Raw genomic sequence first — 25595 nt, 5'->3', positions numbered from 1 at the left:
ATTTGATGCCCGCCCGCCCCACCCCTCAGGAGAAGGCGGAGACACTCGCGTGGCTCCGCCGGATCTCCGGAGACCTGGCCACGGCGACCATCAAGCGGCTCGAAGAGTCGCTGCCCTGGTACGCCGACATGCCGCCGGCCCGCCGCTCGGCGGTGGGCCTGGTGGCGCAGGCGGGCATCGCGTCGTTCATCCAGTGGTACGAGGACCCGGGTTCGACGCCCTGGATCGCGGCGGACATCTTCGCCGCCGCTCCGCGTGAGCTGCTGCGCAGCGTCAGCCTCACTCAGACGCTCCAGCTCATCCGCGTGACCGTGGCCGTCACGGAAGAGCGTGTCGCCGGAAAGGCGGAGGACCTCCGCGAGAGCATCCTGCTCTTCTCGCGCGAGGTCGCCTTCGCATCGGCCGACGTGTACGCACGTGCAGCGGAGGCTCGCGGGCTCTGGGATGCGCGCCTGGAAGCTCTGGTCGTCGACTCCATCCTCACCGGCGAAGCGGACGAGGAGCTTCCCAGCCGCATCGCCGCCCTCGGGTGGCATGGTCACGGCGAGGTCGCCGTCCTCGTCGGCACCTCTCCGCCGCAGCTGGACGTCGATCATCTGCGTCGTGTGGCGCGCAAGCTGGGCGTCGATGTCCTGATCGGCGTGCAGGGATCTCGCCTCGTGCTCGTGATCGGACGCGCCGTGCTGCCCGGACGTGAGCCCGTCGCCGAAGAGCTGCCGTTCACCGAGATCGCCCTGCGCCTGGAGCCGGGCTTCGGTCCCGGCCATCTCGTGCTCGGGCCGACCGTGCCCGCATTGGTGGATGCCGGGCTGAGTGCCCGCGCCGCGTTGGCGGGCTTCGCCGTGGCCGGCGCCTGGCGCCACGCCCCCCGTCCGGTCGAAGCCGACGACCTTCTGCCCGAACGCGCCCTTGCCGGCGACGCGATGGCCAAGGCGACGCTCGTCGAGCGCATCTACCGACCTCTGCAGGCGCACTCGGCCGATCTGGTGGCCACCCTGTGGAGTTATCTCGACAACGGTCGCTCCCTCGAGGCGACCGCCCGTGAGCTGTTCGTCCATCCGAACACGGTGCGCTACCGGCTCAAGCGGGTCTCGGATGTCATCGGATGGGATGCGACAGGCCCGCGAGAGGCCCTCATTTTGCAGACGGCTCTCATCATCGGCTCGATCGGCACGGAGGCGACGCGACGGCGCGGTAGCGCCGCGCGACGGTCGGTGCGCGCCGATTGACACCGTCACGCTTGTCGATCTCAGACAAAGCACTTCGCGTTTGTTGTGACGTCGTCGCCAGCGCGGCGGCGAAGAACTTGGAAGGATAGGCACGTGATCATCACCGTCTTCCCCGGGCAGGGGTCGCAGACCCCGGGGTTCCTGACACCCTGGCTCGAGCTCGAGGGCGCCCGCGAGCGGCTCGAGCGCTACGCCGAGGCTGCGCAGGTGGACCTCGTGGCCGCCGGCACCGAGTGGGATGCCGAACGCATCCGTGACACGGCGGTCGCCCAGCCCTTGATCGTGGCGGCGAGCCTGCTTTCCTACGCTGCTCTCCAGGATGCCGCGGGCGCCGCGCCTGCCGGCGTCGCCGGTCATTCGGTCGGCGAGGTCGCTGCCCTGGTCGCCGCCGGCGTCGTCAGTGAGGACGACGGCATGCGTCTGGTCGGGCTGCGTGGTCGGACCATGGCCGATGCGGCCGCGCAGGAGCAGACCGGAATGAGTGCGATCCTCGGCGGCGACCGCGACGGCGTGCTCGCGCTTCTCGACGAGCTGGGGCTCACCCCCGCCAATCACAACGGCGCCGGCCAGATCGTCGCCGCAGGCGCGCAGGACGCCCTCGCAGAGCTCACCGCTCACCCCGTCGCGGGCAGCCGTGTGATTCCGCTGCAGGTAGCCGGCGCGTTCCACACCTCTTACATGGCACCGGCGGTGGCCACGCTGCGCACGGCGGCCGCGGAGGTCGCGGCATCCGACCCGGCGCTCGCCCTCTGGACGAACCGTGACGGTGCCCGTGTGGCCTCCGGTCGCGAGGCGCTCGACCTGCTCGTCGCGCAGGTCTCCTCTCCCGTCCGCTGGGATCTGTGCATGGAATCCTTCGCGGATGCGGGCGTCACCGGCATCATCGAGCTCGCGCCGGCCGGAACCCTGACCGGACTCGCCAAGCGCGCCCTGCGCGGTGTGCCCACGGTGGCCGTGAAGACACCCGACGACCTCGCGGCAGCCGCCGCCCTGCTGACAGGAGGCGACGCGTGACCGACGCGCCCACCCGACCCACTCTCGTCCAGTCGACGGGACCGGCTCACACCCGCATCTACGCGTACGGCGCGGCCCGCGGCGAGAACGCGGTTCCCAACGACGACCTCGTCGGCCCCATCGACTCCAGCGACGAGTGGATCCGCCAGCGCACCGGCATCATCACGCGGGTGCGAGCCGACGCGGCGACCACGGCGATCGATCTGGCCGCCGATGCCGCCGCCGAGGCGATCGCCGGCGCGGGAATCGACCCGTCGCTCGTCGACGCCGTGATCGTCGCCACGATCTCCAACCCGAAGCAGACACCCTCGGTATCGGCGATCGTCGCCGACCGCATCGGCGCCAACCCCGCGGCCGCGTACGACCTCAATGCCGCCTGCGCGGGCTTCGCGTACGGTGTCGCCCAGGCGGACGCTCTCATCCGTGCGGGCGCGGCGCACTATGCCGTCGTCGTGGGCGCTGAGAAGCTCAGCGACGTCGTGGACCCCACCGACCGCTCCATCTCCTTCCTGCTCGGTGACGGTGCCGGCGCCGTCGTCGTCGGCCCCAGCGATTTCCCGGGCATCGGACCCACGGTCTGGGGATCTGACGGGTCGAAGGCGGATGCCGTGGGGATGAACCACACGCTCACGGAGTTCCGCGACGGAAAGGCACCCTGGCCGACGCTGCGCCAGGAGGGGCCGACGGTCTTCCGATGGGCCGTGTGGGAAATGGTCAAGGTCGCGCGTCAAGCTCTCGAGGAAGCCGGTGTGCAGCCGTCGGATCTCGCGGCGTTCGTGCCCCACCAGGCCAACATGCGCATCATCGACGAGTTCGCCAAGCAGCTGAAGCTTCCCGACACCGTCGTGATCGGCCGTGACATCGAGACCACCGGCAACACCTCAGCGGCATCCATCCCCCTCGCCACGCACCGCCTGCTCGCCGAGCACCCGGAGCTGTCGGGCGGCCTCGCACTGCAGATCGGTTTCGGCGCGGGACTGGTCTTCGGCGCACAGGTCGTCGTCCTTCCCTGACGGCCCGAGATACCCGGTCGCGGCGGTCGCCGCACCTAGACTGAACGTCGGCCCCGCAGGGCCCGTGACACCCCGATAAACAAGGAGAATCCCATGGCATTCAGCAACGACGAGGTCCTCGCAGGACTCGCCGAGCTCATCACTGACGAGACCGGCATCTCGGCGGACGAGGTCGCGCTGGAGAAGTCGTTCACGGACGACCTCGACATCGACTCGATCTCGATGATGACGATCGTCGTCAACGCCGAGGAGAAGTTCGGCGTGACCATCCCCGACGAAGAGGTCAAGAACCTCAAGACCGTCGGCGACGCCGTCACCTTCATCACCACCAACCAGGCCTGACCTCAGGCCTCGCCACCTGCACCCCGGTGGGGGCCGTCGTGCCCCCACCGGAGCATCCGAGGAGACCATGAGCATTCCCCGAATCGTCGTCACCGGCATCGGCGCATCCAGTCCCATCGGCGGGACCGCGCCGGAGAGCTGGTCCGCGCTGCTGGGTGGCGCATCCGGCGCCCGCACCCTCGAGTACGACTGGGTCGAGCAGTACAACCTGCCCGTCACGTTCGCGGCCCAGGCTGCGGTGCGTCCCGACACCGTGCTCGAGCGTCCGATCGCCAAGCGCCTCGACCCGTCGTCGCAGTTCGCGCTCGTCGCGGCGATGGAAGCGTGGGCGGATGCCGGGAGTCCGGAGGTCGACCCGGAGCGGCTCGGCGTCGATTTCGCGACCGGCATCGGCGGCCTGTGGACCCTCCTGGACGCGTGGGACACCCTTCGCGAGAAGGGCCCGCGTCGGGTGCTCCCGATGACGGTTCCGATGCTCATGCCCAACGCTGCTGCGGGCAACCTGTCGCTGCACTTCGGTGCGCGCGCCTATGCGCGCACGGTCGCCAGTGCGTGTGCCTCCAGCACGGAGTCGATCGTCAACGCCATCGAGCACCTGCGTGACGGCCTCGCCGACGTGGTGATCGCGGGAGGCACCGAATCGGTGATCCATCCCGTCACCATCGCGTCCTTCTCCTCGATGCAGGCCTTGTCCAAGCGCAATGACTCCCCCGAGACGGCATCGCGTCCGGGCAGCATCGACCGCGACGGGTTCGTCATGGGCGAGGGCGCCGGTGTGCTGATCCTCGAGACCGAGGAGCACGCCAAGGCGCGCGGCGCGAAGATCTACGCGGTCGTCGTCGGCGGCGGTGTCACGGCCGACTCGTACCACATCACGGCGAACGACCCCGAGGGCACCGGTGCCGCGCGTGCGGTGAACCTCGCGCTGGCCATGGCCGATGCGTCCCCGGACGACGTGACCCACATCAACGCCCACGCCACGTCGACGCCGGTCGGAGACCCGAACGAGTACGTCGCGTTGAAGAGCGTGTTCGGAGACCGCATCGACGAGATCCCGGTCTCGGCGACGAAGGCCTCGACCGGTCATCTCCTCGGCGGCACCGGCGCTCTGGAGGCCATCTTCACGATTCTGGCCATCCGCGATCGCGTCGCGCCCCCGACGATCAACATGACCGAGCAGGACCCCGCTGTCCCGTTCCGTCTCTCGGGTGCGCCGACTCCCCTCGGCGACGGTCCGCAGCTCGCGATCAGCAACTCTTTCGGCTTCGGCGGACACAACGCCGTCGCCGCCTTCGCCTCGGTCTGAGCAACGCGCGCGTGAAGACGCCCCCGCATCCGTGAGGATGGCGGGGGCGTCTTTCGTGTCAGACGGGGATGCGCGGTCTCGGTCTCCGGGAAGCCGTCCGAAGCCGGTACTGGCGCCTCGACCCGTCTGAGGTCGAGGTGGTGGGCCTCAGCCCACCTTGTGCAGCCACACGACGGAAGCGTCGTCGCTGGCGTGGCGGAACGGCTCGAGCTCTTCGTCCCACGTGGAGCCCAGCGCGACCTGCAGCTCGCGCTGGAGGTCGTAGGGATCGCCGGCGGCGATCTCCATCGCGTAGCGGATGCGATCCTCTCCGATCACGACGTTTCCTGCCGCGTCGGTCTGGGCATAGTGGATGCCGAGGTCCGGCGTGTGCATCCACCGCCCGCCGTCCGAGCGCGGAGTGGGGTCTTCGCTCACCTCGAACCGCAGATGCTCCCATCCCCGGATCGCGGTCGCAAGGGCGGCGCCGGTGCCGGCGGGGCCCTCCCAATAGAACTCGGCGCGGCGGCTGCCGGCGAGAACGGGCTGGTCTGCCCATTCGAAGCTCACCGCGCGCCCGAGAGCGCGCCCCACTGCCCACTCGAGGTGGGGGCACAGCGCACGTGGCGCGGAGTGGATGTAGATCACTCCGCGCGCCTGTGGGGTCGACGTGGTCGCCATCGCGATTCTCCGTTTCTTCAGGTACGTCTTCCCCTACGACCTGAGTGTCGGATGCGTGGCGCCTATGTGGTTGTGGGCCCATTATGGCCGATAACGACGCGGAATCACAACCGTGTCATTGGTAGGGCGGGTGGGACTTGAACCCACGATCGTCGGGTTATGAGCCCGCTGCCTTGACCAGCTTGGCCACCGCCCCCTGTCCCGGGAAGTCTAGCGGGGGCGCGGGTCGTCCCGATCGCGCACGGGAGGCTCCGGCCACACCTTCGCGACGGCATCCGTCAGGCGCTGAGACCCGGGAGACAGCGCGTCGGTGCTGCCGCGGGTGATCGGAATCTCCTGGCTGTCGCTGATGACCTGAGGGTGGTGACGGGCCAGCTGGAAGACGCCGCTCACGGCCAGCGCGCCTGCGACGACGAAGCCGCCGTACGCCCAGAGGGGGGCACCGTCGGCCTCGCGCAGCACCGCCAGGCCGATGACGATGGCGACGATCGGGTCGATGACGGTCAGGCCGGCGATCACCAGGTCGGGCGGGCCGGACGCGTACGCGGTCTGCACGAAGTAGGCGCCGATCGCGGTGCCGGTCAGCAGTGCGGCGATGCAGACGATCGTGAGCCACTCGAAATCGCCGGTGCGGATGCGGCTGAGCACGACCTTCGCGAGCGTCGCGACGAAGCCGTACATGATGCCGGCGGCGACGATGTAGAACAGGGCGCCGATACGGGTGCGCAGCCACAGCCACAGCGCCGTCAGGACGATGGCGACGCCGGCGAGGATCAGAAGAACGGTGATCAGCTGCCCGTCGCTGATCGGCGTCTCGGTCGCATACAGGGCGGCGATGGTGACGAACACGAAGATGCCGGCGACGCAGAGGCCGATGGCGGTCAGTGAGCGCCGCGTCGGCTTGAGGCCGCTGATTCGGGCGTTGAGCAGCGTCGTGATGACCAACGAGACCGCGCCGAGAGGCTGCACCAGGATGAGGGGGGCGAACGACAGTGCCGTCAGCTGGCACACGATGGCCAGTCCCAGCATCACCGTGCCGGCCACCCATGACGGTCGGCGCAGCAGGTTCCAGATCTGTCCGCCGGTGAGACCGGTGCCGCCGGCGGTGGACGTGAGTCTCTCGACCTTCTGTACGCCGCGGTGCTGATACTGTGCGCCGAAGGACATGAAGACCGCGCCCAGCAGCGCGAGCGGAATGCCGATGAGGATGCCGGGGTCCGCGAAGACGCCGACGAGTTTGTCGGTCACGTCTCCGAGGTCGTTGAGGGCGGCATGCACCCCTCGACACTAACCGCCAGGTGTGCTCGATAGGCTCAGGACGTGGCTGTTCTTCCGATTCGCATCATGGGCGATCCCGTCCTGCACTCCCCCGCCGACCCGGTCTCCGAAATCACCGATGAGATCCGCACACTCGTCGCAGACATGTTCGAGACGATGGATGCCGCCCCCGGCGTCGGTCTCGCGGCCCCCCAGGTAGGGGTGGGCCTGCGCATCTACACGTACAGCTACCAAGACGATGACGGGCAGCCCTGGCGCGGAGTCATCCTCAACCCCGAACTGTGGATGCGTCCGTCGGTGCCCGGGGCACCCGACCCGGACGACGAGTCGGAGGGGTGCCTGTCGTTCCCGGGCGAGCGCTTCGCGTTGCGCCGCTCCGATGAGGTTCTGGTCACCGGCATCGATCTCGACGGTGAGCCGATCCGCATCCAGGTCGATGGCTGGCGCGCGCGCATCATGCAGCACGAGTTCGACCACCTCGACGGCATCCTGTATGTGGACCGCCTGGACGACGGTGACTGGAAGACCGTCCAGAAGATCGCCCGCAAGCGCGGCTGGGGTCGTCCTGGGGCGTCCTGGACGCCGGGAATCGACGATCTCGACGCCTGATCTTCGATCGACGCTGTACGAGCTGTCCAGTCTGAAGCCTCGCGCCGGGCAACGAAAACGGCCCCAGAGTGGAGTCTGGGGCCGTTCGCTCCCCGGCTTGGACTCGAACCAAGAACCTGCCGGTTAACAGCCGGCTGCTCTGCCAATTGAGCTACCGAGGATCAATCACCCGCGAGCGGGCAACCCGTCCATATTAGCAAACGTCGAGGTGTGCTCGTGACACGTGGCACGTTTTCACGAGACCATGCGGGTGCCGCCGTCGGGCGTCCACAGCAGATCGGTCGTGCCGTGCCCGTACCCCACGGGCAGGCCGGCCCGCAGCACCAGCACATCGCCGTCCAACTCCCGCACGGCCTCGGCGTCGTTGGTGACCATCAGGATCGCCATGCCGTCCTCGTCGCGCCGACGCAGCAGCGCATCGCGCGCGGCTTGTCTCACCTCGACGTCGAGGTTGGCGTACGGGTCGTCGCCGATGAAGACCCGTGGTTGCAGCACGAGTGCGCGCGCGATCGCGACGCGCTGTCGCATCCCTGAACTCAGCTCGTAGGGGTACCGGGTGGCCGCCCCGAGGGGAAGCTCGAACTCGTCCAGCAGCCCGGCGACCCGGACGGCCAAGGCTCGCTGATTGACGCGGCGATCTCGGCTCGTGATCGGCTCGCCGATGACGTCTCCGACGGTCAGCCGTGCCGGAAGCCCGGCTCCTGCGCGCTGCGGGACATACCCGGTGTAGTAGGCGCGCACGCGTGCAGCGCGTCCCCTGCGCCGGATGGCCGTGCCGTCGACCCAGGCGTCGCCGCCGACGACCGCGAGCGAGTCGTCGTCCGCGCCGGCGAGCAGGGCCGCAAGCGTGGACTTGCCTGATCCGGTCGTGCCCATCACCGCCAGCGCGCGGCCCGGGTCGACCCGGAAGCTGACTCCGTCGACGACGCGCACTCCGGCGCGCGCGATCGACAGGTCGTCGCAGCGAAGAGCGGCAGGATTGTCGGTGGGGGCACGACGCGGCATGCGCTCATCCTGCCTGCTCTCGCCCGCGCGCGCCACCGCGCCCGTGCGCGTGCGGCCGCGCCACCCGGTCAGAGCGGAGCCTCGGTCAGAGCGCGCCGGCGCGCATCCAGCTCGCGCAGCGCCAGCCGCACCGCCCGACCCTGCTCCGAATCGGGGGGAAGCCGCTGGATCGTGCCGAGCAACTCGTTCTTCTCCCGGTCGACCGCGCGCAGGCGCAGCTTGCGGGCCAGCCCGCGCGTATAGGCCGCTGCCTCCGCCTCGGTCAGTGCGGGGAAGTCCGCGGTCAGCAGTTCCACTGCGAGCGAGCGATACGGTTCGCGCACGGACTCCACCGCCGTCGACGCCCAGCCGATGCGTCTGCGGTCGCCCTGCGCCAGGAGGGACTGGCGCACCGCGTCGAGGGCGGGAATCTGCATGGGCAGCGCGAGGGCGGCATCCACCTCCTCGCCGTCGACGAGGTGACCGTACTGCAGCACACCCATGAGGGCGTCGCGCTCGAGCGTTGCGTCGGCGGTGCGTGGGAGTGTGCGCAGGTTCATCCGGAGTGCGGGTTCGTCGACCACGGGTGTGGGCGCGGTCCCGTCGGAGCTCGAGGAGTTCGCGGACGCGGTCGACGTGGGGCGGTGTGCGTCGCCCTCTCGGCGTGCGCTGTCTCGCGCGGCGCGGTCGACCTCACGGCGGACGCCCTCGGTGTCCATGCCGAGGCGGCGGGCCAGCACTCGCGTGTACTCCGGCTGCAGCAGCGGGTCGCGCAGCTCCCCCACGACGGGTGCAGCGGCCCGCAACGCCCCGACGCGACCCTCGACGCTCGCGAGGTCGAAGCCCGAAAGACGCTGATCGATGACGAACTCGAACATCGGCACCTTGGTGTCGAGCATGGCACGCACCGCCGCATCCCCGCGTTCCAACCGCAGATCGCACGGGTCCAATCCCTGGGGACCGGTGGCGACGTAGGTCTGCGCGTTGAAGCGCTTGGCATCGGCGAAGGCGCGCAGCGCCGCTTTCTGGCCCGCGGCATCCGGGTCGAAGGTGAACACGACCTCGCCCGCCGCCGTGTCGTCGCCCATGACGCGGCGCAGCACGGTGATGTGATCCGAGCCGAAGGCGGTGCCACAGGTGGCCACCGCCGTCGTGACGCCGGCGAGATGACACGCCATGACGTCGGTGTAGCCCTCGACGACGACGACGCGGTGCGAGCGCGACACGTCCTTCTTCGCGAGGTCCAGGCCGTAGAGCACCTGCGCCTTCTTGTAGATCGTGGTCTCGGGGGTGTTGAGGTACTTCGGGCCCTTGTCGTCCTCGTACAGGCGTCGTGCGCCGAAGCCGATGGTCTGTCCGGTGACGTCGCGGATGGGCCAGACGACGCGTCCCCGGAAGCGGTCGTAGACGCCGCGCTGACCCTGCGACACGAGTCCCGCGGCCGACAGCTCCTCATCGCTGAATCCCTGGGCGCGCATCGCGTCGCGCAGGTGGTCCCAGCCCTTCGGCGCGTACCCCACGCCGAAGTGCGCCGCGGCGCCGGCGTCGAATCCGCGCTCACCGAGGAAACGCCGCCCGGCGTCGGCCTCCGGCGATGAGAGCTGGCCGCGGAACCACTCGGCGGCGGCCGCGTTCGCCTGGTACAACCGCGTGCGCCCGCTCGTCTCGGGGGCCGCTCCGCCGTCCTCGTAGTGCAGCGTGTATCCGATGCGCGCCGCGAGGCGCTCGACCGCTTCGGTGAAGGAGAGATGGTCCATCGCCCGCAGGAACGAGTAGACGTCGCCCGACTCGCCGCACCCGAAGCAGTGGTAGTAGCCGACCTGCGGGCGCACGTGGAAGCTCGGGCTTCGTTCGTCATGGAACGGGCACAGGCCCTTCAGCGATCCGACGCCGGCTGACTTGAGGGCGACCCGCTCGCCGACGATGTCACCGATGTTGGTGCGGGCTTTCACCTCGTCGACGTCGGATTGCCGGATCCGTGCCATCAGTGACCCTCCGCCGGCCACAGCCCGGCGAGCGGCTCGGGAAGAGCGAAGCCGCTGGGGGCGATCGTGCGGCCGTCGCCGGAGCGCAAGCCGAGCTCGCGGAGATCGACGGGCCCGATCAGACGCGCGTGCCATTCGATCGCGAAGCGGTCGGTGAAACTCGCGACCTGGTCGACGATCACGCGCTTGCGCGCGGTGTCGGTGGATGCCGCGGCGAAATCCTCCGCGTGCAGGCGGTCGAGGTGCTCGGGGCGTTCCCACAGCGCCGTTGCGAGACGCTTGAGCACCCGACGCTGCTCCTTGTACAGGCCGCGCCGGCCGTCGATCGTCACGACGAACGCTCCGATGATGCCCTTGAGCACCGCCATCTCGGCCTCGATGACGCGCGGCACGATGACGCGTCCGTGATACCGGGTGAGGACGGGGGCCGAGTAGTGCTCCCGGGTCGCCGTCGTCGCCGCGCGTGCGAAGCGACCGATGAGGTCGGAGGTCAGGTTCTTGAGCCCCGCCAGCGCCGCGCGCGACCCGTCGAAGCCGGGCAGCCACTCGGGAATCCGCGTGAGTCGGTACAGCGCGTCCGCGAGCTCGTCGCGGGTGAATCCGAAGCCCACCCAGGCCTGGATGGCGGTCAGCAGCGCCTCGTGCTCCCGCACGTCCGCGAGCCGCGCGGGATCCAGGTAGCCGTTGAGCACGGCGTCCTCGAAGTCGTGCACCGAGTAGGCGATGTCATCGGAGAGGTCCATGACCTCCGCCTCGATGCAGCGGACGCGACCCGGCGCCCCCTGTCGCATCCAACGGAAGACGGCCTCGTCCTCGGGATAGACGCCGAACTTCTCGCGCCCGCCGGGGTCGGGAACGCCATGCTCGACGGTCCAGGGGTACTTGCACGTCGCGTCGAGGCTCGCACGGGTCAGGTTGAGCCCTGCGCTACGACCCTCGGCGTCGAGCACCTTCGGTTCGAGGCGGGAGAGGATCCGGAGGGTCTGGGCGTTGCCCTCGAACCCTCCGATGTCCTCAGCCCAATCGTTCAGTGCGCGTTCGCCGTTGTGGCCGAACGGCGGATGCCCGATGTCGTGGCTCAGACACGCGGTGTCGACCACGTCCGGCGACAGCTCGAGCGCGATCGCCAGCTCCCGACCGACCTGCGCGACCTCCAGCGAGTGCGTGAGACGGTTACGGGCGAAGTCGGCGGGGCTGGCGGGGCTGAGCACCTGCGTCTTCGCCGCGAGACGGCGCAGGGCCGCGGAATGCAGCACGCGGGCCCGGTCACGGGCGAACCCGTCGCGCTGTGAGCGGTGCCGCTCGGGGATGAAGCGTTCGGCGTCGTGGTCGTCGTATCCGGAGGGGCGGCCCGAGGCGATGCCCACACCGCTCGCGTCACCCGCCACTGGTGTCGACCTCCGCGTCGGCGAGGGCGCGTGCCGCGTCGCCGGTCATCTCGCGGCTCTGCAGCCAGCCGTCGGGCAACGCCGGCCGTTTCGGCGTGCCGGCACGCCCGCGCTGGCCCTCGGCGGCTGCACCGGGGTACGGTGCGTCGAGGTCCAGCGTCGCCAGCAGGTCGTCGATCTCGGCGAGGGTCGACACGGTCGCCAGCTGTGCCCGCGTCTCACCGCCGACCGGATAGCCTTTGAAGTACCAGGCGACGTGCTTGCGGATGTCGCGGCATCCGCGGCCCTCGTCCTCGAAGAACTCGACGAGCAGCTCCGCGTGGCGCCGGAAGGCGGCGGCGACGAAACCGAGTGTCGCGTCCACGGGCGCTGCGGTGGCGGCAGCGGGGCCGCCGAGACCGCGGGCGAGATCGCCGAACAGCCAGGGACGCCCGAGGCAGCCACGACCGACCACGACGCCGTCGCACCCGGTCTCGGCCATCATCCGCGCGGCGTCGTCCGCCGACCAGATGTCGCCGTTGCCGAGCACCGGAATGCCGGTCACAGCCCGCTTGAGCTCGGCGATCGCCGCCCAGTCGGCCTGGCCGGAGTAGAACTCGGCGGCCGTCCGAGCGTGCAACGCCACGGCAGCCACACCGGCATCCTCCGCGATACGCCCTGCGTCGAGGAAGGTCAGGTGGTCGGAATCGATGCCCTTGCGCATCTTCACCGTGAGCGGCACGTCGCCGGCGGCGCGTGCGGCGCGGGTGACGATCTCGCGGAACAGACCCAGCTTCCAGGGCAGTGCCGCTCCCCCACCCTTGCGGGTCACCTTCGGGACGGGACAGCCGAAGTTGAGGTCGATGTGGTCGGCGCGGTCCTCCTCCACGAGCAGGCGGACGGCCGCCTCGGTCGTAGACGGGTCGACGCCGTAGAGCTGGATCGATCGCGGCGTCTCGGACTCGTGGTGCGTGATGAGTCGCATGGTCGTCGCGTTGCGTTCGACGAGAGCGCGCGTCGTGATCATCTCGGACACGTAGAGCCCTGCGCCGTACTCGCGGCAGAGCCGGCGGAACGCCGTATTGGTGATTCCGGCCATCGGCGCGAGGACCACCGGCGCGTCGAGCGCGATGGGACCGATACGCAGCGCGGGCCCGGTGGAGACGGAGAGGGACATCCTGTCCATTCTCCCAGACTCGCGCCGCCGGTGAGGCGATCGGCGGTCGTATCGTGGACAACATGGCCGAGACACAGACTGCGGATGTCCGCGAGATCCCCTACACCGACGCGACGGGCGCTGAGCACACCCTTTCCGAGCTCGGTGATCGCGCCGTCCTCATTGTCAACGTCGCATCGAAGTGCGGTCTGACGCCCCAGTATGAGCAGCTCGAGGAACTGCAGCGCACCTACGGCGAGCGGGGTCTGCAGGTCATCGGGTTCCCCTGCAATCAGTTCATGGGTCAGGAGCCCGGCTCGATGGAGGAGATCCTCGAGTACTGCTCGGTGACCTGGGGCGTGAGCTTCCCGATCATGGACAAGGTCCGCGTGAACGGCTCCCACGCGGCGCCGCTGTACAAGGCGCTCAAGAAGGCCAAGAACGTCGAGGGCGCGAAGGGGCCGGTCATGTGGAACTTCGAGAAGTTCCTCGTGACCCCCTCGGGTGAGGTGCACCGCTTCCGGCCGCAGACCAAGCCCGACGCGCCCGAGGTCATCGCCGCGATCGAGGCGAGCCTGCCCGCCTGAGCCCCGCGTGCGGGCGTTTCGACTCGCTGCGCTCGCTCAACGACCGGGTGGAACCCGGCGTCAGGCGTCCTGCTTCTCCGTCCACACCTGGCGGGTGATCTGCGCGAACGCATCGGCGGGCTGCGCGCCGCTGACGCCGTACTTGCCGTCGATCACGAAGAACGGCACGCCTTGGATGCCGTAGGCCTGCGCCTGCGCCTGGTCGGCGCGCACATCGGCGAGATGCCGGCTCGACTCGAGGGCATCGCGCACCTCATCGGCGTCGAAGCCGACCTCGGCGGCGAGGGCAACGAGATCGTCGACGCGCCCGACGTGCTTGCCCTCGGTGAAGTAGGCCGACATGAGCCGCTCGGCCATCTCGTTCTGACGGCCCTGTGCCTTCGCGAAGTGCAGCAGTTCGTGGGCCTTCACCGTGTTGGTGTGCTGCAGCAGGTCGAAGCGGTACTCCAGCCCCGACCCGGCGGCCACACCGGTGACCTGGTCGAGCATCTCGCGGACGCGCTCGCGCGGCATCCCTTTGTGTCCGGCGAGGAAGTCCAGCTCATCGCCCTCGAAGTCGACCGGTGTGTCCGGCGAAAGCTCGAAGGAGTGGAAGGTCACTTCGACCTGCGGCGCGTCGGGGTCGGCCGCCGTCTGTGCGAGGCCGGTCTCGAGGTTGCGCTTGCCGATGTAGCACCACGGGCAGGCGATGTCACTCCACACGTCGATCGTGATCTTGTCTGTCATGCCTGATGCAACCTCTCTCGTGCGCGGGTCTATTCCGCGGAATCGGCCGTCGGCGCGTCGACGGCCCCACCGAAGCGGCGGCTGCGTCCGAGGTACAGCTCGATCGCTCCCCAGAGGTCGGTACGCGAGAAGTCGGGCCACAGCGTGTCGAGGAACACCATCTCTGCGTAGGCGGACTCCCACAGCAGGAAGTTGGAGGTGCGCTGCTCGCCGCTGGAACGCAGGAAGAGGTCGACGTCGGGCATGTCGGGCACGTAGAGATGTCTGCGCAGCGTCTTCTCCGTGATCGCGGACGGCTTCAGCCGTCCGGCGGCGATCTGCTCGCCCATCGCCCGCATGGCGTCGACGATCTCGTGACGGCCGCCGTAGTTGATGCACATCGTCAGCGTGAGCGTGTCGTTGCCGGCGGTGAGCTGCTCGGCGTACTGCAGTTCCTTGATGACCGATCCCCACAGGCGCGGCTTGCGGCCGGCCCACCGGATGCGGACGCCCCATTCGTTGAGCTGGTCGCGGCGGCGGTGCAGCACGTCGCGGTTGTAGCCCATGAGGAAGCGCACTTCCTCGGGCGAGCGGGCCCAGTTCTCGGTCGAGAAGGCGTAGACGCTGAGGTGTTTCACGCCCGCCTGGATCGCGCCGGCCACGACGTCGAGGAGCACCTCCTCGCCCGCCCGGTGTCCTTCGATTCGTGTCAGTCCCCGGCGGTTGGCCCACCGTCCGTTGCCGTCCATCACGATCGCAACGTGGTTCGGCACACCGCCCTTCGGAAAACGCGGCGGATGGATGCCGGTCCAATCGAGGGGGCGGTACGGCACGGCATCGCGATGCGTGTAGGGCTTGGGGCTCAACGGGTGCTCTCCACATGGGACAGGGAACGGATGCCGCGCTCGAGATGCCACTGCGCGTAGGCGGCGACGAGGCCGGATGCCGAGGCGGTGGCGGCGTGGGTCGCGGCATCCACGACATCCCATTCTCCCGCGACGAGGGCGCGCAGCAGCGCACCCGTCTCCGGACGAAGGCGCGCCGAGCCGGCCGGAGCGCAGTCGCCGCAGACGACGCCGCCGAGCTGCGCGACGAACCAATCGTGCGGGCCGGCCGCGCCGCATCGCGCGCAATCGAAGAGGACGGGAGCCCAGCCCGACAGCGACATCGCGCGCAGCAGGTACGAGTCGAGTACGGAACGCGACTCCCGTCCGCCCTGGGCGAGGGTACGCAGTCCTCCCACGAGCAGCAGGTACTGCTGGGGGGTGGCTTCGGCTTCGTTCAGCCGGTCGGCGGTCTCGACCATGGCATGCGCCGCCGTGTAGAGGTCGTAGTCGGCCACGATCGCGGCCCCGTAGGAGCCGAGCGACTCGGCCTGCTGCACGATGTCGAGCGAGCGCCCCTGGTAGAGCTGGACGTCGGCGACCATGAACGGCTCGAGGCGGGCCCCGAACTTCGACGACGTGCGGCGCACACCCTTTGCGACAGCGCGCACCTTGCCGTGGCGACGGCTGAGCATGGTCACGATGCGGTCCGCTTCACCCAGCTTGTGGGTGCGCAGGACCACGACCTCGTCGCGGTAGGTGGGCACCCCTCGATTATCCCCGCCGGTGCCGACATCGGGCGGCATTGGAGACAATGGTCAGGTGACGGAGCAGCTGTTCGTGATCCCCCTCTGGGCCGACCTCCTCGCCGTGGGCCTCGGCGGTGTACAGGGCGCCCTGTTCTCGTCGGGCTTCGTCGGACAGCGCCGGCTCGACCTGCTCGGCGTCGTCATCGTCGGCACCGTGATGGGCATGGGCGGCGGCATCATCCGCGACCTGCTGCTGAACGTCGAGCCCGCGACGCTGAAGAGCGACTGGTACCTGATCACGGCCGTCGGCGCGGCTCTGGTCGGCATGCTGCTGGCCAACATCTTCGAGCGCCTCAACGCGGTGATCGTTGCCCTCGACGCGGTGGTCATCGGCCTGTTCGGCGCCTTCGGCACCTCCAAAGCGCTGGCGCTCGGCCTTCCCCCGGTACCCGCGGTGTTCGTCGGCGTCTGCGCGGCGGTGGGCGGCGGCATCCTTCGCGACGTGATCATGGGGCTGCCGGTGGCGATCATGCACGTCGGATCGCTGTACGCCGTCGCGGCCGCGGTCGGCTGCGCGTTGCTCGCGTTCGCACACGCCGTCGGTGCGCCGCTGGTGGCCGCGGCGATCGCCTCGGTCGTGGTCACGACCGTGATCCGACTGCTCGCGGTGATCTTCGACATCTCGCTGCCCGAACAGCGTGCGCTGTACCGGCGCAAGGTCGCCGTCGAGACCAGCGCGATCCCGATCATCCGCTCCTGAGGCGTTTCGACGCGCCGCGCGCGCTCAACGACCGGGGCCGAGAGGCCTCCCGGTCGTTGAGCGCGCAGCGCAGCGACGAGTCGAAACGCGGCGTCAGACGGCGGCGAGCGAGCCGGAGCGCTCGCGCGTGCGGATCGCGCGGTTGACGCAGGAGACGATCGCCTTCAGCGACGCTGTCGAGATGTCGCCGTCGATACCGACGCCCCACAGCCGCTCACCGTCGACCTGCAGTTCGACGTAAGACGCGGCCTGCGCGTCGCCGCCGGCGCTGAGCGTGTGCTCGACGTAGTCGTAGAGCGTCACGTCGAAACCCTGCGTCCGCACGATCTCCAGGAACGCCGAGACGGGACCGTTGCCGACGCCACGGGTCGCGATCGTCTCCTCGCCGTCGCGGAGGGTGACCTCCAGCGACACCTCGCCGGACATGTCGCTCTGCGTCCGCGTGGACAGCAGCTCGAAACGGCCCCACTTCTCGTCCGCGTTGCGCGCCGGCAGATACTCGTCGGTGAAGATGTCCCAGATCTGGTCGCTGGAGACCTCGCCGCCCTCGGCATCCGTCTTGGCCTGCACGACGCCGGAGAATTCGATCTGGAGTTTGCGGGGCAGATCCAGCGCGTGATCCGTCTTCAGCAGGTACGCGACACCGCCCTTGCCGGACTGCGAGTTGACGCGGATGACGGCCTCGTACGAGCGACCGAGGTCCTTCGGGTCGATCGGCAGGTAGGGCACGGCCCACTCGATCTCGTCGACGGTGACCCCGGATGCCGCGGCCCGCGCCTCCATCGACTCGAAACCCTTCTTGATCGCGTCTTGGTGCGACCCGCTGAACGCGGTGAACACGAGGTCGCCCGCCCAGGGGCTGCGCTCGGGCACGGGCAGCTGATTGCAGTACTCGGCGGTGCGCTTGACCTGGTCGATGTCGCTGAAGTCGATCTGCGGGTCGATGCCCTGCGTCAGCATGTTGATGCCCAGGGCGACCAGGTCGACGTTGCCGGTGCGCTCTCCGTTTCCGAACAGGCAGCCTTCGATGCGGTCCGCTCCGGCCATGTAGCCGAGCTCGGCGGCGGCGATGGCCGTGCCGCGGTCGTTGTGGGGGTGCAGCGAGATGATGACGTTCTCGCGGTGGGCGAGGTGACGGCCCATCCACTCGATCGAGTCGGCATACACGTTGGGCGTGGCCATCTCGACGGTCGCCGGCAGGTTGATGATGACCTTGCGCTCCGGGGTCGGCTCGAAGATCTCGATCACCTGGTTGCAGATGTCGACCGCGAACTCCAGCTCCGTGCCGGTGTAGGACTCGGGTGAGTACTCGTAGTACACGGCGGTCTCGGGGATGCGCTTCTCGAACTCACGGCACAGGCGTGCGCCGTTCAGCGCGATGTCGATGATGCCCTGCTTGTCGCTGCGGAAGACGACCTCGCGCTGCAGCACGCTCGTGGAGTTGTAGAGGTGCACGATCGCCTGCTTCGCGCCGGCGATCGCCTCGTACGTGCGCTCGATCAGGTGCTCGCGCGCCTGCGTCAGCACCTGGATGGTCACATCGTCGGGGATCAGGTTCTCTTCGATCAGCTGGCGCACGAAGTCGAAGTCGGTCTGGCTCGCGGAGGGGAAGCCGACCTCGATCTCCTTGTAGCCCATGCCCACGAGCAGCTCGAACATGATGCGCTTGCGCTCGGGGCTCATCGGGTCGATCAGGGCCTGATTGCCGTCGCGCAGGTCGACGGCGCACCAGCGCGGAGCCGTCGTGATGCGGGCATCGGGCCAGGTGCGGTCGGGCAGGTCGACGCGGATCTGCTCGTGGAACGGGCGGTACTTGTGGGTCGGCATGCCGGAAGGCTGCTGCATGTTCTTCATGGGGTTCGCTTCTCTTCGTCAGATGGTGCGGGCCGAGTGTCAGACGATGACAAGCTCCGCGACGAGAAGGGCCCTAGAACGAGGTCTCGTCGCGGCGGCTAAGAAGGAGGCCGAACGCGCGCACGGGGACAGCGTACACCTGCGCGACGAGCTCGACGAAACTCACGGGATGAGCGCCAGGGCTCCCCCGGGGTGTCCCTCGGCCAGCAGCGCGAGCGCGGCGGGGGCGTCCTCGAGCGGGAAGGTCCGCGCCACGGGGACGGTGAGCGTACCGGCGTTCGCCGCCGCGACGAGGCCCGCGCGCGCCTCGTCGCGGAAGCGGGCGCTTGCCGGAAGGGCGCCGGCGATCCAGCGGAACCCATCGGCGTTCGCCCGCGACGGCGTGACGATCGTCACGATCCGGTCGCGATCGGCGACCAGCGCAAGCGACACGTCGACGGCCTCATCGGTGCCCACGGCATCCAGCGCCGCGACGATCGGAACGTCACCGGCGATCGCGACCACGCGCTCGAACAGCCCCGGACCGTACGCGACGGGGTCGCCGCCGAAGTGACGCACCCGCTCGAAGGAACTCTCCGCCGCCGTCCCGATGACGTGGATGCCGCGCAGCGCCGCCAGCTGCAGCACGGCCACACCCACCGCCCCCGACGCGCCGTGCAGGAGGATCGTCTCCCCCGGTTTCGCCGCGACGACATGCAGCATCTCCGCGGCGGTGGTCCCGGTCAGCAGCAGATTCGCCGCTTCGGGGTGGCCGAGCGGCTGGGGCTTGCGGAACACCTTCGCGGCATCCACTGTCATCTCCGTCGCGTAGCCGCCCTGCACCCGGAAGGCCACCACCTCGTCGCCGACGGAGGCAGCTCCCGACCCGATCTCCGTATCGAGACCGATCGCGGTGATCTCGCCCGACACCTCGTAGCCGATCGGCACGGGCCAGGACTGCCCGTTCTCGGCGGCAACATGCTTCGCATCGGCGGGGTTCATGCCCGCCGCGCGCACACGGAGCGTCACTTCGCCGCGGGCCGGGGCGGGAACCTCGACCTCCGAGAGCTCCCACGCCTCGGGGCCGCCTGCCCGTACCGCCCGCCACTGCCGCGCCGTTCGCCGCGTCATGTCAGAACCCCAGCCGTCCGAGCTGCTTGGGATCGCGCTGCCATTCCTTGGCGACGCGCACGTGCAGCTTCAAGAACACCTTCGTGCCGATGAGCGGCTCGATCTGCGCGCGCGCCCGCGCGCCGACGGCGGACAGCCGCGAGCCCTTGTGGCCGATGATGATCGCCTTCTGGCTGTCGCGCTCGACGACCAGGTTCGCGTAGATATCGGTGAGCTCGCCCTCGTCGCGGCGCGAGATGTCGTCGATCGTGACGGCGATCGAGTGCGGCAGCTCGTCACGCACGCCTTCCAGCGCCGCCTCACGGATGATCTCGGCGATGCGGTCCTCGAGCGACTCGTCGGTGACGACCCCCTGCTCGTAGAGGGCGGGTCCTTCCGGCATGAGCGTCAGCAGCTCATCGGCGAGCACGTCAAGCTGTTCGCCCGCGACGGCCGACAACGGGATCACCGCGTCCCAGTCCTCGCGCAAGCTGTCGACCTCCATCAGCCGTTCGGTGATCTCGTCGCGGGAGGCGATGTCGGTCTTGGTGACGATGGCCACCTTCTTCGCGCGCGGGTATCCGTCCAGGGATGCCGCGATGCGGCGGTCGCCGGGACCCACCTTCTCCGTGGCCGGCACGAGGAAGCCAATCGCGTCCACGTCGCCGAGCACCTGCTCCACGAGGTCGTTCAGGCGCTGGCCGAGGAGCGTCCGGGGCTTGTGGATGCCGGGGGTGTCGACGATCACGAGCTGGCCGGCCGGGCGGTTGACGATGCCGCGGATCGCGCGCCGCGTCGTCTGGGGCTTGTCGGAGGTGATCGCGACCTTCTCACCCACCAGGGCGTTCGTCAGCGTGGACTTGCCGACGTTGGGACGGCCGACGAAGGTGACGAACCCGGAGCGGGTCTGGGGGCTGGGACTCATCGGTGGGCATCCTCCCGGTCGGTGCGGTTATCGTCGCCGAAGGCGGCGTCGACGGCGAGCAGGCTGGGGGTGGGTTCGACGAACACCGTGGCGAGGCCCCGACCGCGCCCGCGGGAGGCGCCTCCCGTCAAGCGCAGCCCGGAGTACTCCGCGGTCGCACCGGGCAGGGGCACACGGCCGAGCAGCTTCCCGAGCAGGCCGCCGATCGAGTCGACGTCCTCGTCTTCGAGCTCGAGACCGAACAGTTCGCCGACCTCATCGAGGCCCAGGCGCGCGCTCACGCGGTACCGTCCCTCGCCCAGCTCGACGATCTCACTGGAGCGGGGATCGTACTCGTCGGAGATCTCGCCGACGAGCTCCTCGATCAGGTCTTCGAGCGTCACGAGCCCCGAGACGCCGCCGTACTCGTCGACGACGAGACACACATGGACGGCATCCCGCTTCATCTGCTGCAGCAGCGTCTCGGCCTTCATCGATTCGGGGACGAAGACGGCCGGCCGCGCGATCTGGGCGACCGGGGCGTCTCGCCATGCGGTCTCATCGCGGAACGCGAACTGCACGAGGTCTTTCAGGTAGACGACGCCGGTGATGTCGTCGGCTTCGCCGTCGGCGACCGGAACCCGTGACACGCCCTTGTCCAGGAAGAGCTGCATCGCCTGCTGCGTCGTGGCGGCGGCATCCATCGTCACCATGTCGGTGCGCGGAACCATCACCTCGCGCACGTACGTGTCGGTGAACTCGAACACGGAGTGGATGAGCTCGCGGTCGTCCTCCTCGATGAGGTCCTGCGATGCGGCCTCGTCGACCATGCTCAGCAGTTGCTCCTCACTCGCGAACGAGGCGCCGCGGTGGATGCCGGGCGTCACCCGGTTGCCGACGAGCACGAGCAGGTGTGCGAGGGGGCCGAGCACAATGCGCGCGCCGCGGACGAGCGGGGCGCACGCCTGGAGCAGTCCGCGGGCGTGCTGGCGCCCGACGGCGCGGGGGCTTGCGCCGACCAGGACGAACGACACCACGGTCATCAGCACCGCGGCGGCGAGCATGGCCCACCAGATGCTGTCGAACGCGATCGTGAAGGCCACCGTCACCACGACGGCCGCCGTCGTCTCGGCGAGGATCCTGATGAACACAACGGCGTTGCCGTGGGCTTCGGGATCGGCGCCGATCCTCCCGAGAGCGGTCGCGCTGCGTCCTGACGTCGCCATCTCAGCGAGGTCGGCGCGCGAGGTGACGCCCAGCGCCGCGTCCAGCGCCGCCATCAGACCGCCGAGCGCGACCAGGAGGGCCGCCGCGATGAGCAGGAGGATCTCGGTCATGCGCGTCGTCGACGCTCCGAGACGTGGAAAGCGGCGATCAGGTCGCGCTGCAGACCGAACATCTCGCGCTCCTCCTCGGGCTCGGCGTGATCGAAGCCCAGCAGGTGCAGCAGCCCGTGCGTGGTCAGCAGGATCAGCTCGTCGACGGTCGTGTGGCCGGCTGCCTGAGCCTGCGTCTCGGCGACCTGGGGGCACAGCACGATGTCGCCGAGCAGTCCCGGCGGCGTGGGCTGTTCCTGCGTGCCCGGTCGCAACTCGTCCATCGGGAAGCTGAGCACGTCGGTGGGTCCCGGCTCGTCCATCCACTGCACGTGAAGAGCCTCCATGGCGCCCTCGTCGACGAGGAGGATCGCGACGTCGGCATCCGGGCTGACGTGCAGCTCCGCGAGGTTGTTCTCGGTCAGGCGCAGCAGCACGGTCTCGTCGATGTCGACGCCGGACTCATTGGTGATCTCGATGGTCATGAGCGTCCTCGCTGTGTTCCGTGGGGGCCGTGGTGTCCCCGGCTGTCCCGGGGTGGCAGGTGGTCTCGCGGTCCGCCGGAGCGCGGCATACCGCTGCGACGCTCGGTGCGATTGGCGAACTCGGCGGCTTCGTCTCGTTCTCGGCGGGCGGCCAGGCGCTGCTCGTCGTACACGCTGTAGGCATCGACGATCCGGCCGACGAGGCTGTGGCGGACCACGTCTTCGCTGGTCAGCAGCGAGAAGTGGATGTCGTCGATGTCTTTCAGCACGCGCGTCACGAGCCGCAGCCCCGAGGCTCCCTGCGGCAGGTCGACCTGGGTGATGTCACCGGTCACGACCATGCGAGTGCCGAAGCCCAGACGCGTGAGGAACATCTTCATCTGCTCGGGCGTCGTGTTCTGGGCCTCATCGAGCACGACGAACGAGTTGTTGAGCGTGCGTCCGCGCATGTACGCCAGCGGGGCGACCTCGATCGTGCCCGACGCCATGAGCTTGGGGACGATCTCCGGGTCCATCATCTCGTTCAGCGCGTCGTAGAGCGGCCGCAGGTACGGGTCGATCTTGTCGGTCAGGGTGCCGGGCAGAAACCCCAGGCGTTCCCCCGCTTCCACCGCCGGCCGCGTCAGGATGATGCGGTCGACCTCCTTGCGCTGCAGCGCCTGGACGGCTTTCGCCATCGCGAGGTAGGTCTTGCCGGTTCCGGCGGGACCGATGCCGAAGACGATCGTGTTCTCGTCGATCGCGTCGACGTACCGCTTCTGACCGAGGGTCTTCGGGCGGATCGTGCGTCCACGCGAACTCAGGATCGCCTCGCCCAGTACGTCGGACGGGCGTTCGCCGGTGTCGGCTCGGAGGATGCGATTCGAGGCCTGCACGTCGGAGGGCTCGAGGCCCTGTCCCGCGCGCGCCATCTCGATCAGCTCGTCGACCAGTGCGCGGGCGCGTGCGACGGACGCGGCGGCACCGGTGAGAGTGATCTCGTTGCCGCGCACGTGCACCTGGACGTCGGGGTGTTCGCGCTCCACGACGCGCAGCAGTCGGTCTTGCGGTCCGAGCAGCTGGACCATTGCCACCCCGTCCGCGAGAATCCGGTCGACCGCGTGCTCGGTCGCGTTCGCGTCATCGGTGGAATCAGCCACCGAGGCTCCCCTCGTCCAGTCCCCCGGCCAGCACATGAGCGTGGACGTGGAAGACCGTCTGACCGGCGCCCGGCCCCGTGTTGAACACCAGGCGGAAATCGCCGTCGGCGTGCTCGGCTGCCAAGGCGTTCGCGAGTGCGATCATCTCGCTCAGGAGGGCGGGGTCGGATGCGGCCAACTCGACGACGTCGCGGTATGCGCCGGTCTTGGGGATGATCAGCAGGTGCACCGGCGCTTGGGGGGCGATGTCGCGGATCGCGAACACGTTCTCGGTCTCGGCGAGGATCTCGGCCGGGATCTCGCCCTCCAGGATGCGCGTGAAGATGGACGGTTCGCTCATACTCCGAGTGTAGTCAGCGCCCGTCACCAGCGGCCGAGGCGGGCGTTGACGACAGCGAGGGCAGCGGGTCCGGCCGTCGAGGTGCGAAGGACCGTGTCGCCGAGGCGGACGGCGGTGGCTCCGGCCGCGGCCAGCGCGTCGAGTTCGTCGGGAGCGATGCCGCCCTCGGGGCCGACGACGAGCACGATCTCCGCGCTGACGGCGATCGAGAGCGCGCTGAGGGGCACGGATGCCGTCGGCTCGAGCACCAGCACACGAGCGTCTGCGGCCCGCGCGGCGAGGCGGCCGATGGATACCGGCGTCGATACGCGCGGAACCCAGGGGCGGTGCGCCTGCTTCGCGGCCTCGCGGACGATGCTCTGCCAACGCGCGACGCCTTTGACGGCCTTGTCGCCGCTCCAGCGCGACACGCTGCGCGCCCCCTGCCACGGCACGATCTCGTCGACGCCGAGTTCGGTCGCCGCCTGCACGGCGAGCTCGTCGCGGTCGCCCTTCGCGAGCGCCTGGGCGAGAACGAGACGTGGTGTCGGCGTCTGGGTGACGGTGCGGCCGGTCACCGTCACCGCGACGCGTTTGGGGGCGGATGCCGCGACGACGCCCGTGAGCCAGACGCCCGCACCGTCGCCGACGGTGACCTCCTCGCCGACCCGGACGCGGCGGACGACCGCCGCATGGTGGGCCTCGGCGCCGGTGATGATGATCTCGTCGCCCGGAGCCGCGTCGCGGACGGCGGGCCCGTCGGTCGGCGGTTCGTCGACGAGGAAGTGCAGTGCCATCTCAGCCGCGGAACCGGTCGCGCAGCTTCGAGAACATGCCCTGGTGGAACTGCGCCAGGCGGGGAGCCGGGGCCTTGGTCTTCTTGGCGAAGTCCTCGATGAGAGCGCGTTCCTTGGCGTCGAGCTTCGTCGGGGTGACGACCTGCACGCCGACACGGAGGTCGCCGCGCGTGCCGCCGCGGAGGGGCGTGATGCCGCGGCCCTTGATGGTCAGGACGTCGCCGGACTGCACGCCGGATCGCACCTCCAGGTCGACCTCGCCGTCGAGCGAGGAGATCGTCGTGTGGGTGCCCAGGATCGCGTCGGGCATCGAGACCTCGAGAGTGGCGAGCAGATCGTCGCCGTCACGGCTGAAGACCTCGTGGGTGGCGACGGTGACCTCCAGGTAGAGGTCTCCGTTCGGACCGCCCGCCGGGCCGACCTCGCCCGAGCCGGGCAGCTGGAGGCGCAGGCCCGTCTCCACGCCGCCGGGGATGTCGACCGACACCGTCCGCCGTGCGCGCACGCGGCCCTGTCCCTGGCACGTCGCGCAGGGGTAGGGGATGGTCGTGCCGTAGCCCTGGCACGTGGTGCAGGGCTGCGAGGTCACGACATTGCCGAGAAGGCTGCGCACGGTGCGCTGCACCTGACCCGAACCGTGGCAGATGTCGCACGTCGCCGGCTGGGTGCCCGGCTGGCAGCACGATCCCTCGCAGGTTTCGCACAGCACCGCGGTGTCGACGTCGATGTCACGGTGGGTGCCGAAGACGACATCGCCGAGATCCAGCGTCACCCGCACCAGCGCATCCTGGCCGCGCTCACGTCGCGATCGCGGTCGGCCGGCGCGTGCTCCCCCGCCGCCGAAGAACGTTTCGAAGATGTCGCCGAATCCGCCGAAGCCTGCGCCGCTTCCGCCGAAGGGAGAGCTGTCGCCGCCCATGTCGTAGCGCTGGCGCTGCTCCGGGTCGCTGAGGACGTCGTACGCGTGGGTCACGAGCTTGAAGCGCTCGGACGCGTCCGCTCCCGGGTTGACATCGGGGTGCAGTTCGCGCGCGAGACGCCGATACGCCTTCTTGATCTCGTCGGGGCTCGCATCGCGGGATACGCCCAGGACTTCGTAGTGGTCGGCCACAATCGCCTTTCCT

26 protein-coding genes and 2 tRNA genes are annotated in these 25595 nt (G+C 69.5%); 8 read left to right on the top strand and 20 right to left on the bottom strand.

What is annotated here, in order from left to right:
• Window positions 1-5 precede the first annotated feature (5 nt).
• The 5 genes from BGN98_RS11690 (at window position 6) to BGN98_RS11670 (ending at window position 4904) form a co-directional block, all read left to right on the top strand.
• Window positions 6-1229: a PucR family transcriptional regulator gene (locus BGN98_RS11690; protein ID WP_005049452.1), complete on the top strand. Its 1224-nt coding sequence runs from the start codon at window positions 6-8 to the stop codon at window positions 1227-1229.
• Window positions 1230-1322: 93 nt separating this feature from the next.
• A complete protein-coding gene (locus BGN98_RS11685; protein WP_288121486.1) occupies window positions 1323-2243 on the top strand; it encodes an ACP S-malonyltransferase in 921 nt (306 codons plus the stop codon).
• Window positions 2240-3256: a beta-ketoacyl-ACP synthase III gene (locus BGN98_RS11680; protein ID WP_036285051.1), complete on the top strand. Its 1017-nt coding sequence runs from the start codon at window positions 2240-2242 to the stop codon at window positions 3254-3256. The genes BGN98_RS11685 and BGN98_RS11680 overlap by 4 nt, the downstream gene beginning before the upstream one ends.
• 93 nt (window positions 3257-3349) lie before the next feature.
• Entirely contained in the window at window positions 3350-3598 is a 249-nt protein-coding gene (locus BGN98_RS11675) for an acyl carrier protein (protein WP_005049448.1), read from the top strand.
• Between the two features lie 67 nt (window positions 3599-3665).
• Entirely contained in the window at window positions 3666-4904 is a 1239-nt protein-coding gene (locus tag BGN98_RS11670) for a beta-ketoacyl-[acyl-carrier-protein] synthase family protein (protein WP_005049447.1), read from the top strand.
• Between the two features lie 147 nt (window positions 4905-5051).
• Here the strand turns inward: BGN98_RS11670 and BGN98_RS11665 are convergent, their stop codons facing one another.
• From BGN98_RS11665 to BGN98_RS11655, 3 genes are all read right to left on the bottom strand, one after another.
• Window positions 5052-5564: a DUF3145 domain-containing protein gene (locus BGN98_RS11665; protein WP_036285048.1), complete on the bottom strand. Its 513-nt coding sequence runs from the start codon at window positions 5562-5564 to the stop codon at window positions 5052-5054.
• Between the two features lie 119 nt (window positions 5565-5683).
• Window positions 5684-5760 (bottom strand) — tRNA-Ile (locus BGN98_RS11660).
• Window positions 5761-5774: 14 nt separating this feature from the next.
• Complete coding sequence (locus tag BGN98_RS11655; RefSeq protein WP_036285044.1) at window positions 5775-6842, bottom strand: DMT family transporter; 1068 nt, start codon at window positions 6840-6842, stop codon at window positions 5775-5777.
• Window positions 6843-6884: 42 nt separating this feature from the next.
• On the opposite strand from BGN98_RS11655, the gene def reads away from it, so the two are divergent.
• Window positions 6885-7451: a peptide deformylase gene (gene def, locus BGN98_RS11650; RefSeq protein ID WP_081767948.1), complete on the top strand. Its 567-nt coding sequence runs from the start codon at window positions 6885-6887 to the stop codon at window positions 7449-7451.
• Between the two features lie 88 nt (window positions 7452-7539).
• Here def and BGN98_RS11645 read toward each other — a convergent pair.
• The 5 genes from BGN98_RS11645 to dusB all read right to left on the bottom strand — a co-directional run bounded on the left by BGN98_RS11645 (window position 7540) and on the right by dusB (window position 12964).
• A tRNA-Asn gene (locus BGN98_RS11645) sits at window positions 7540-7612 on the bottom strand.
• A gap of 73 nt (window positions 7613-7685) precedes the next feature.
• Window positions 7686-8456, bottom strand: a complete 771-nt coding sequence (locus BGN98_RS11640; RefSeq protein WP_036285041.1) for an ATP-binding cassette domain-containing protein — start codon at window positions 8454-8456, stop codon at window positions 7686-7688.
• Between the two features lie 68 nt (window positions 8457-8524).
• The gene (dnaG, locus tag BGN98_RS11635) at window positions 8525-10420 is read right to left on the bottom strand and encodes a DNA primase (protein WP_288121485.1); all 1896 of its coding nucleotides are present in this window, start codon (window positions 10418-10420) and stop codon (window positions 8525-8527) included.
• Window positions 10420-11808: a deoxyguanosinetriphosphate triphosphohydrolase gene (locus BGN98_RS11630; protein ID WP_288121484.1), complete on the bottom strand. Its 1389-nt coding sequence runs from the start codon at window positions 11806-11808 to the stop codon at window positions 10420-10422. Before BGN98_RS11630 ends, dnaG begins: the two co-directional genes overlap by 1 nt.
• The gene (gene dusB / locus BGN98_RS11625) at window positions 11798-12964 is read right to left on the bottom strand and encodes a tRNA dihydrouridine synthase DusB (RefSeq protein WP_061683184.1); all 1167 of its coding nucleotides are present in this window, start codon (window positions 12962-12964) and stop codon (window positions 11798-11800) included. Before dusB ends, BGN98_RS11630 begins: the two co-directional genes overlap by 11 nt.
• Window positions 12965-13026: 62 nt before the next feature.
• On the opposite strand from dusB, the gene BGN98_RS11620 reads away from it, so the two are divergent.
• Window positions 13027-13530 carry a glutathione peroxidase gene (locus tag BGN98_RS11620; protein ID WP_061683249.1) on the top strand — a complete coding sequence of 168 codons (504 nt, stop codon included), beginning with the start codon at window positions 13027-13029 and terminating at the stop codon, window positions 13528-13530.
• A gap of 60 nt (window positions 13531-13590) precedes the next feature.
• On the opposite strand, the gene BGN98_RS11615 is transcribed toward BGN98_RS11620, so the two are convergent.
• From BGN98_RS11615 to recO, 3 genes are read right to left on the bottom strand one after another with little or no spacing between them, the layout of a single operon-like run.
• On the bottom strand, window positions 13591-14256 hold the full coding sequence (locus tag BGN98_RS11615) for a DsbA family oxidoreductase (RefSeq protein WP_036285029.1): 666 nt from the start codon (window positions 14254-14256) through the stop codon (window positions 13591-13593).
• A gap of 29 nt (window positions 14257-14285) precedes the next feature.
• Window positions 14286-15101: an isoprenyl transferase gene (locus BGN98_RS11610; protein ID WP_061683185.1), complete on the bottom strand. Its 816-nt coding sequence runs from the start codon at window positions 15099-15101 to the stop codon at window positions 14286-14288.
• Window positions 15098-15826 carry a DNA repair protein RecO gene (gene recO, locus BGN98_RS11605; RefSeq protein WP_061683186.1) on the bottom strand — a complete coding sequence of 243 codons (729 nt, stop codon included), beginning with the start codon at window positions 15824-15826 and terminating at the stop codon, window positions 15098-15100. The genes BGN98_RS11610 and recO overlap by 4 nt, the downstream gene beginning before the upstream one ends.
• A 55-nt stretch (window positions 15827-15881) precedes the next feature.
• On the opposite strand from recO, the gene BGN98_RS11600 reads away from it, so the two are divergent.
• Window positions 15882-16568, top strand: a complete 687-nt coding sequence (locus BGN98_RS11600; RefSeq protein WP_288121483.1) for a trimeric intracellular cation channel family protein — start codon at window positions 15882-15884, stop codon at window positions 16566-16568.
• 93 nt (window positions 16569-16661) lie between these two features.
• On the opposite strand, the gene leuA is transcribed toward BGN98_RS11600, so the two are convergent.
• From leuA to dnaJ, 9 genes are all read right to left on the bottom strand, one after another.
• A complete protein-coding gene (gene leuA, locus BGN98_RS11595; protein ID WP_036285023.1) occupies window positions 16662-18422 on the bottom strand; it encodes a 2-isopropylmalate synthase in 1761 nt (586 codons plus the stop codon).
• Window positions 18423-18584: 162 nt separating this feature from the next.
• Entirely contained in the window at window positions 18585-19532 is a 948-nt protein-coding gene (locus BGN98_RS11590) for an NADP-dependent oxidoreductase (RefSeq protein WP_036285021.1), read from the bottom strand.
• A gap of 1 nt (window position 19533) precedes the next feature.
• Window positions 19534-20436: a GTPase Era gene (gene era, locus BGN98_RS11585; protein ID WP_036285019.1), complete on the bottom strand. Its 903-nt coding sequence runs from the start codon at window positions 20434-20436 to the stop codon at window positions 19534-19536.
• The gene (locus BGN98_RS11580) at window positions 20433-21752 is read right to left on the bottom strand and encodes a hemolysin family protein (RefSeq protein WP_005049424.1); all 1320 of its coding nucleotides are present in this window, start codon (window positions 21750-21752) and stop codon (window positions 20433-20435) included. Before BGN98_RS11580 ends, era begins: the two co-directional genes overlap by 4 nt.
• Entirely contained in the window at window positions 21749-22216 is a 468-nt protein-coding gene (gene ybeY / locus BGN98_RS11575) for an rRNA maturation RNase YbeY (RefSeq protein ID WP_005049422.1), read from the bottom strand. Before ybeY ends, BGN98_RS11580 begins: the two co-directional genes overlap by 4 nt.
• Entirely contained in the window at window positions 22213-23355 is a 1143-nt protein-coding gene (locus BGN98_RS11570) for a PhoH family protein (RefSeq protein ID WP_005049420.1), read from the bottom strand. Before BGN98_RS11570 ends, ybeY begins: the two co-directional genes overlap by 4 nt.
• The gene (locus BGN98_RS11565; protein ID WP_288121482.1) at window positions 23348-23695 is read right to left on the bottom strand and encodes an HIT domain-containing protein; all 348 of its coding nucleotides are present in this window, start codon (window positions 23693-23695) and stop codon (window positions 23348-23350) included. Before BGN98_RS11565 ends, BGN98_RS11570 begins: the two co-directional genes overlap by 8 nt.
• Window positions 23696-23718: 23 nt before the next feature.
• Window positions 23719-24471: a 16S rRNA (uracil(1498)-N(3))-methyltransferase gene (locus tag BGN98_RS11560; RefSeq protein WP_288121481.1), complete on the bottom strand. Its 753-nt coding sequence runs from the start codon at window positions 24469-24471 to the stop codon at window positions 23719-23721.
• A gap of 1 nt (window position 24472) precedes the next feature.
• Complete coding sequence (gene dnaJ, locus BGN98_RS11555; protein WP_288121480.1) at window positions 24473-25582, bottom strand: molecular chaperone DnaJ; 1110 nt, start codon at window positions 25580-25582, stop codon at window positions 24473-24475.
• Window positions 25583-25595: the final 13 nt, after the last annotated feature.

This window comes from Microbacterium sp. 69-7 (assembly GCF_001897985.1).
GTDB classification, from domain to species: domain Bacteria; phylum Actinomycetota; class Actinomycetes; order Actinomycetales; family Microbacteriaceae; genus Microbacterium; species Microbacterium laevaniformans.
The sequence above is the reverse complement of the archived record's forward strand: the minus strand, read 5'-3'. Positions and strand labels throughout refer to the sequence as shown.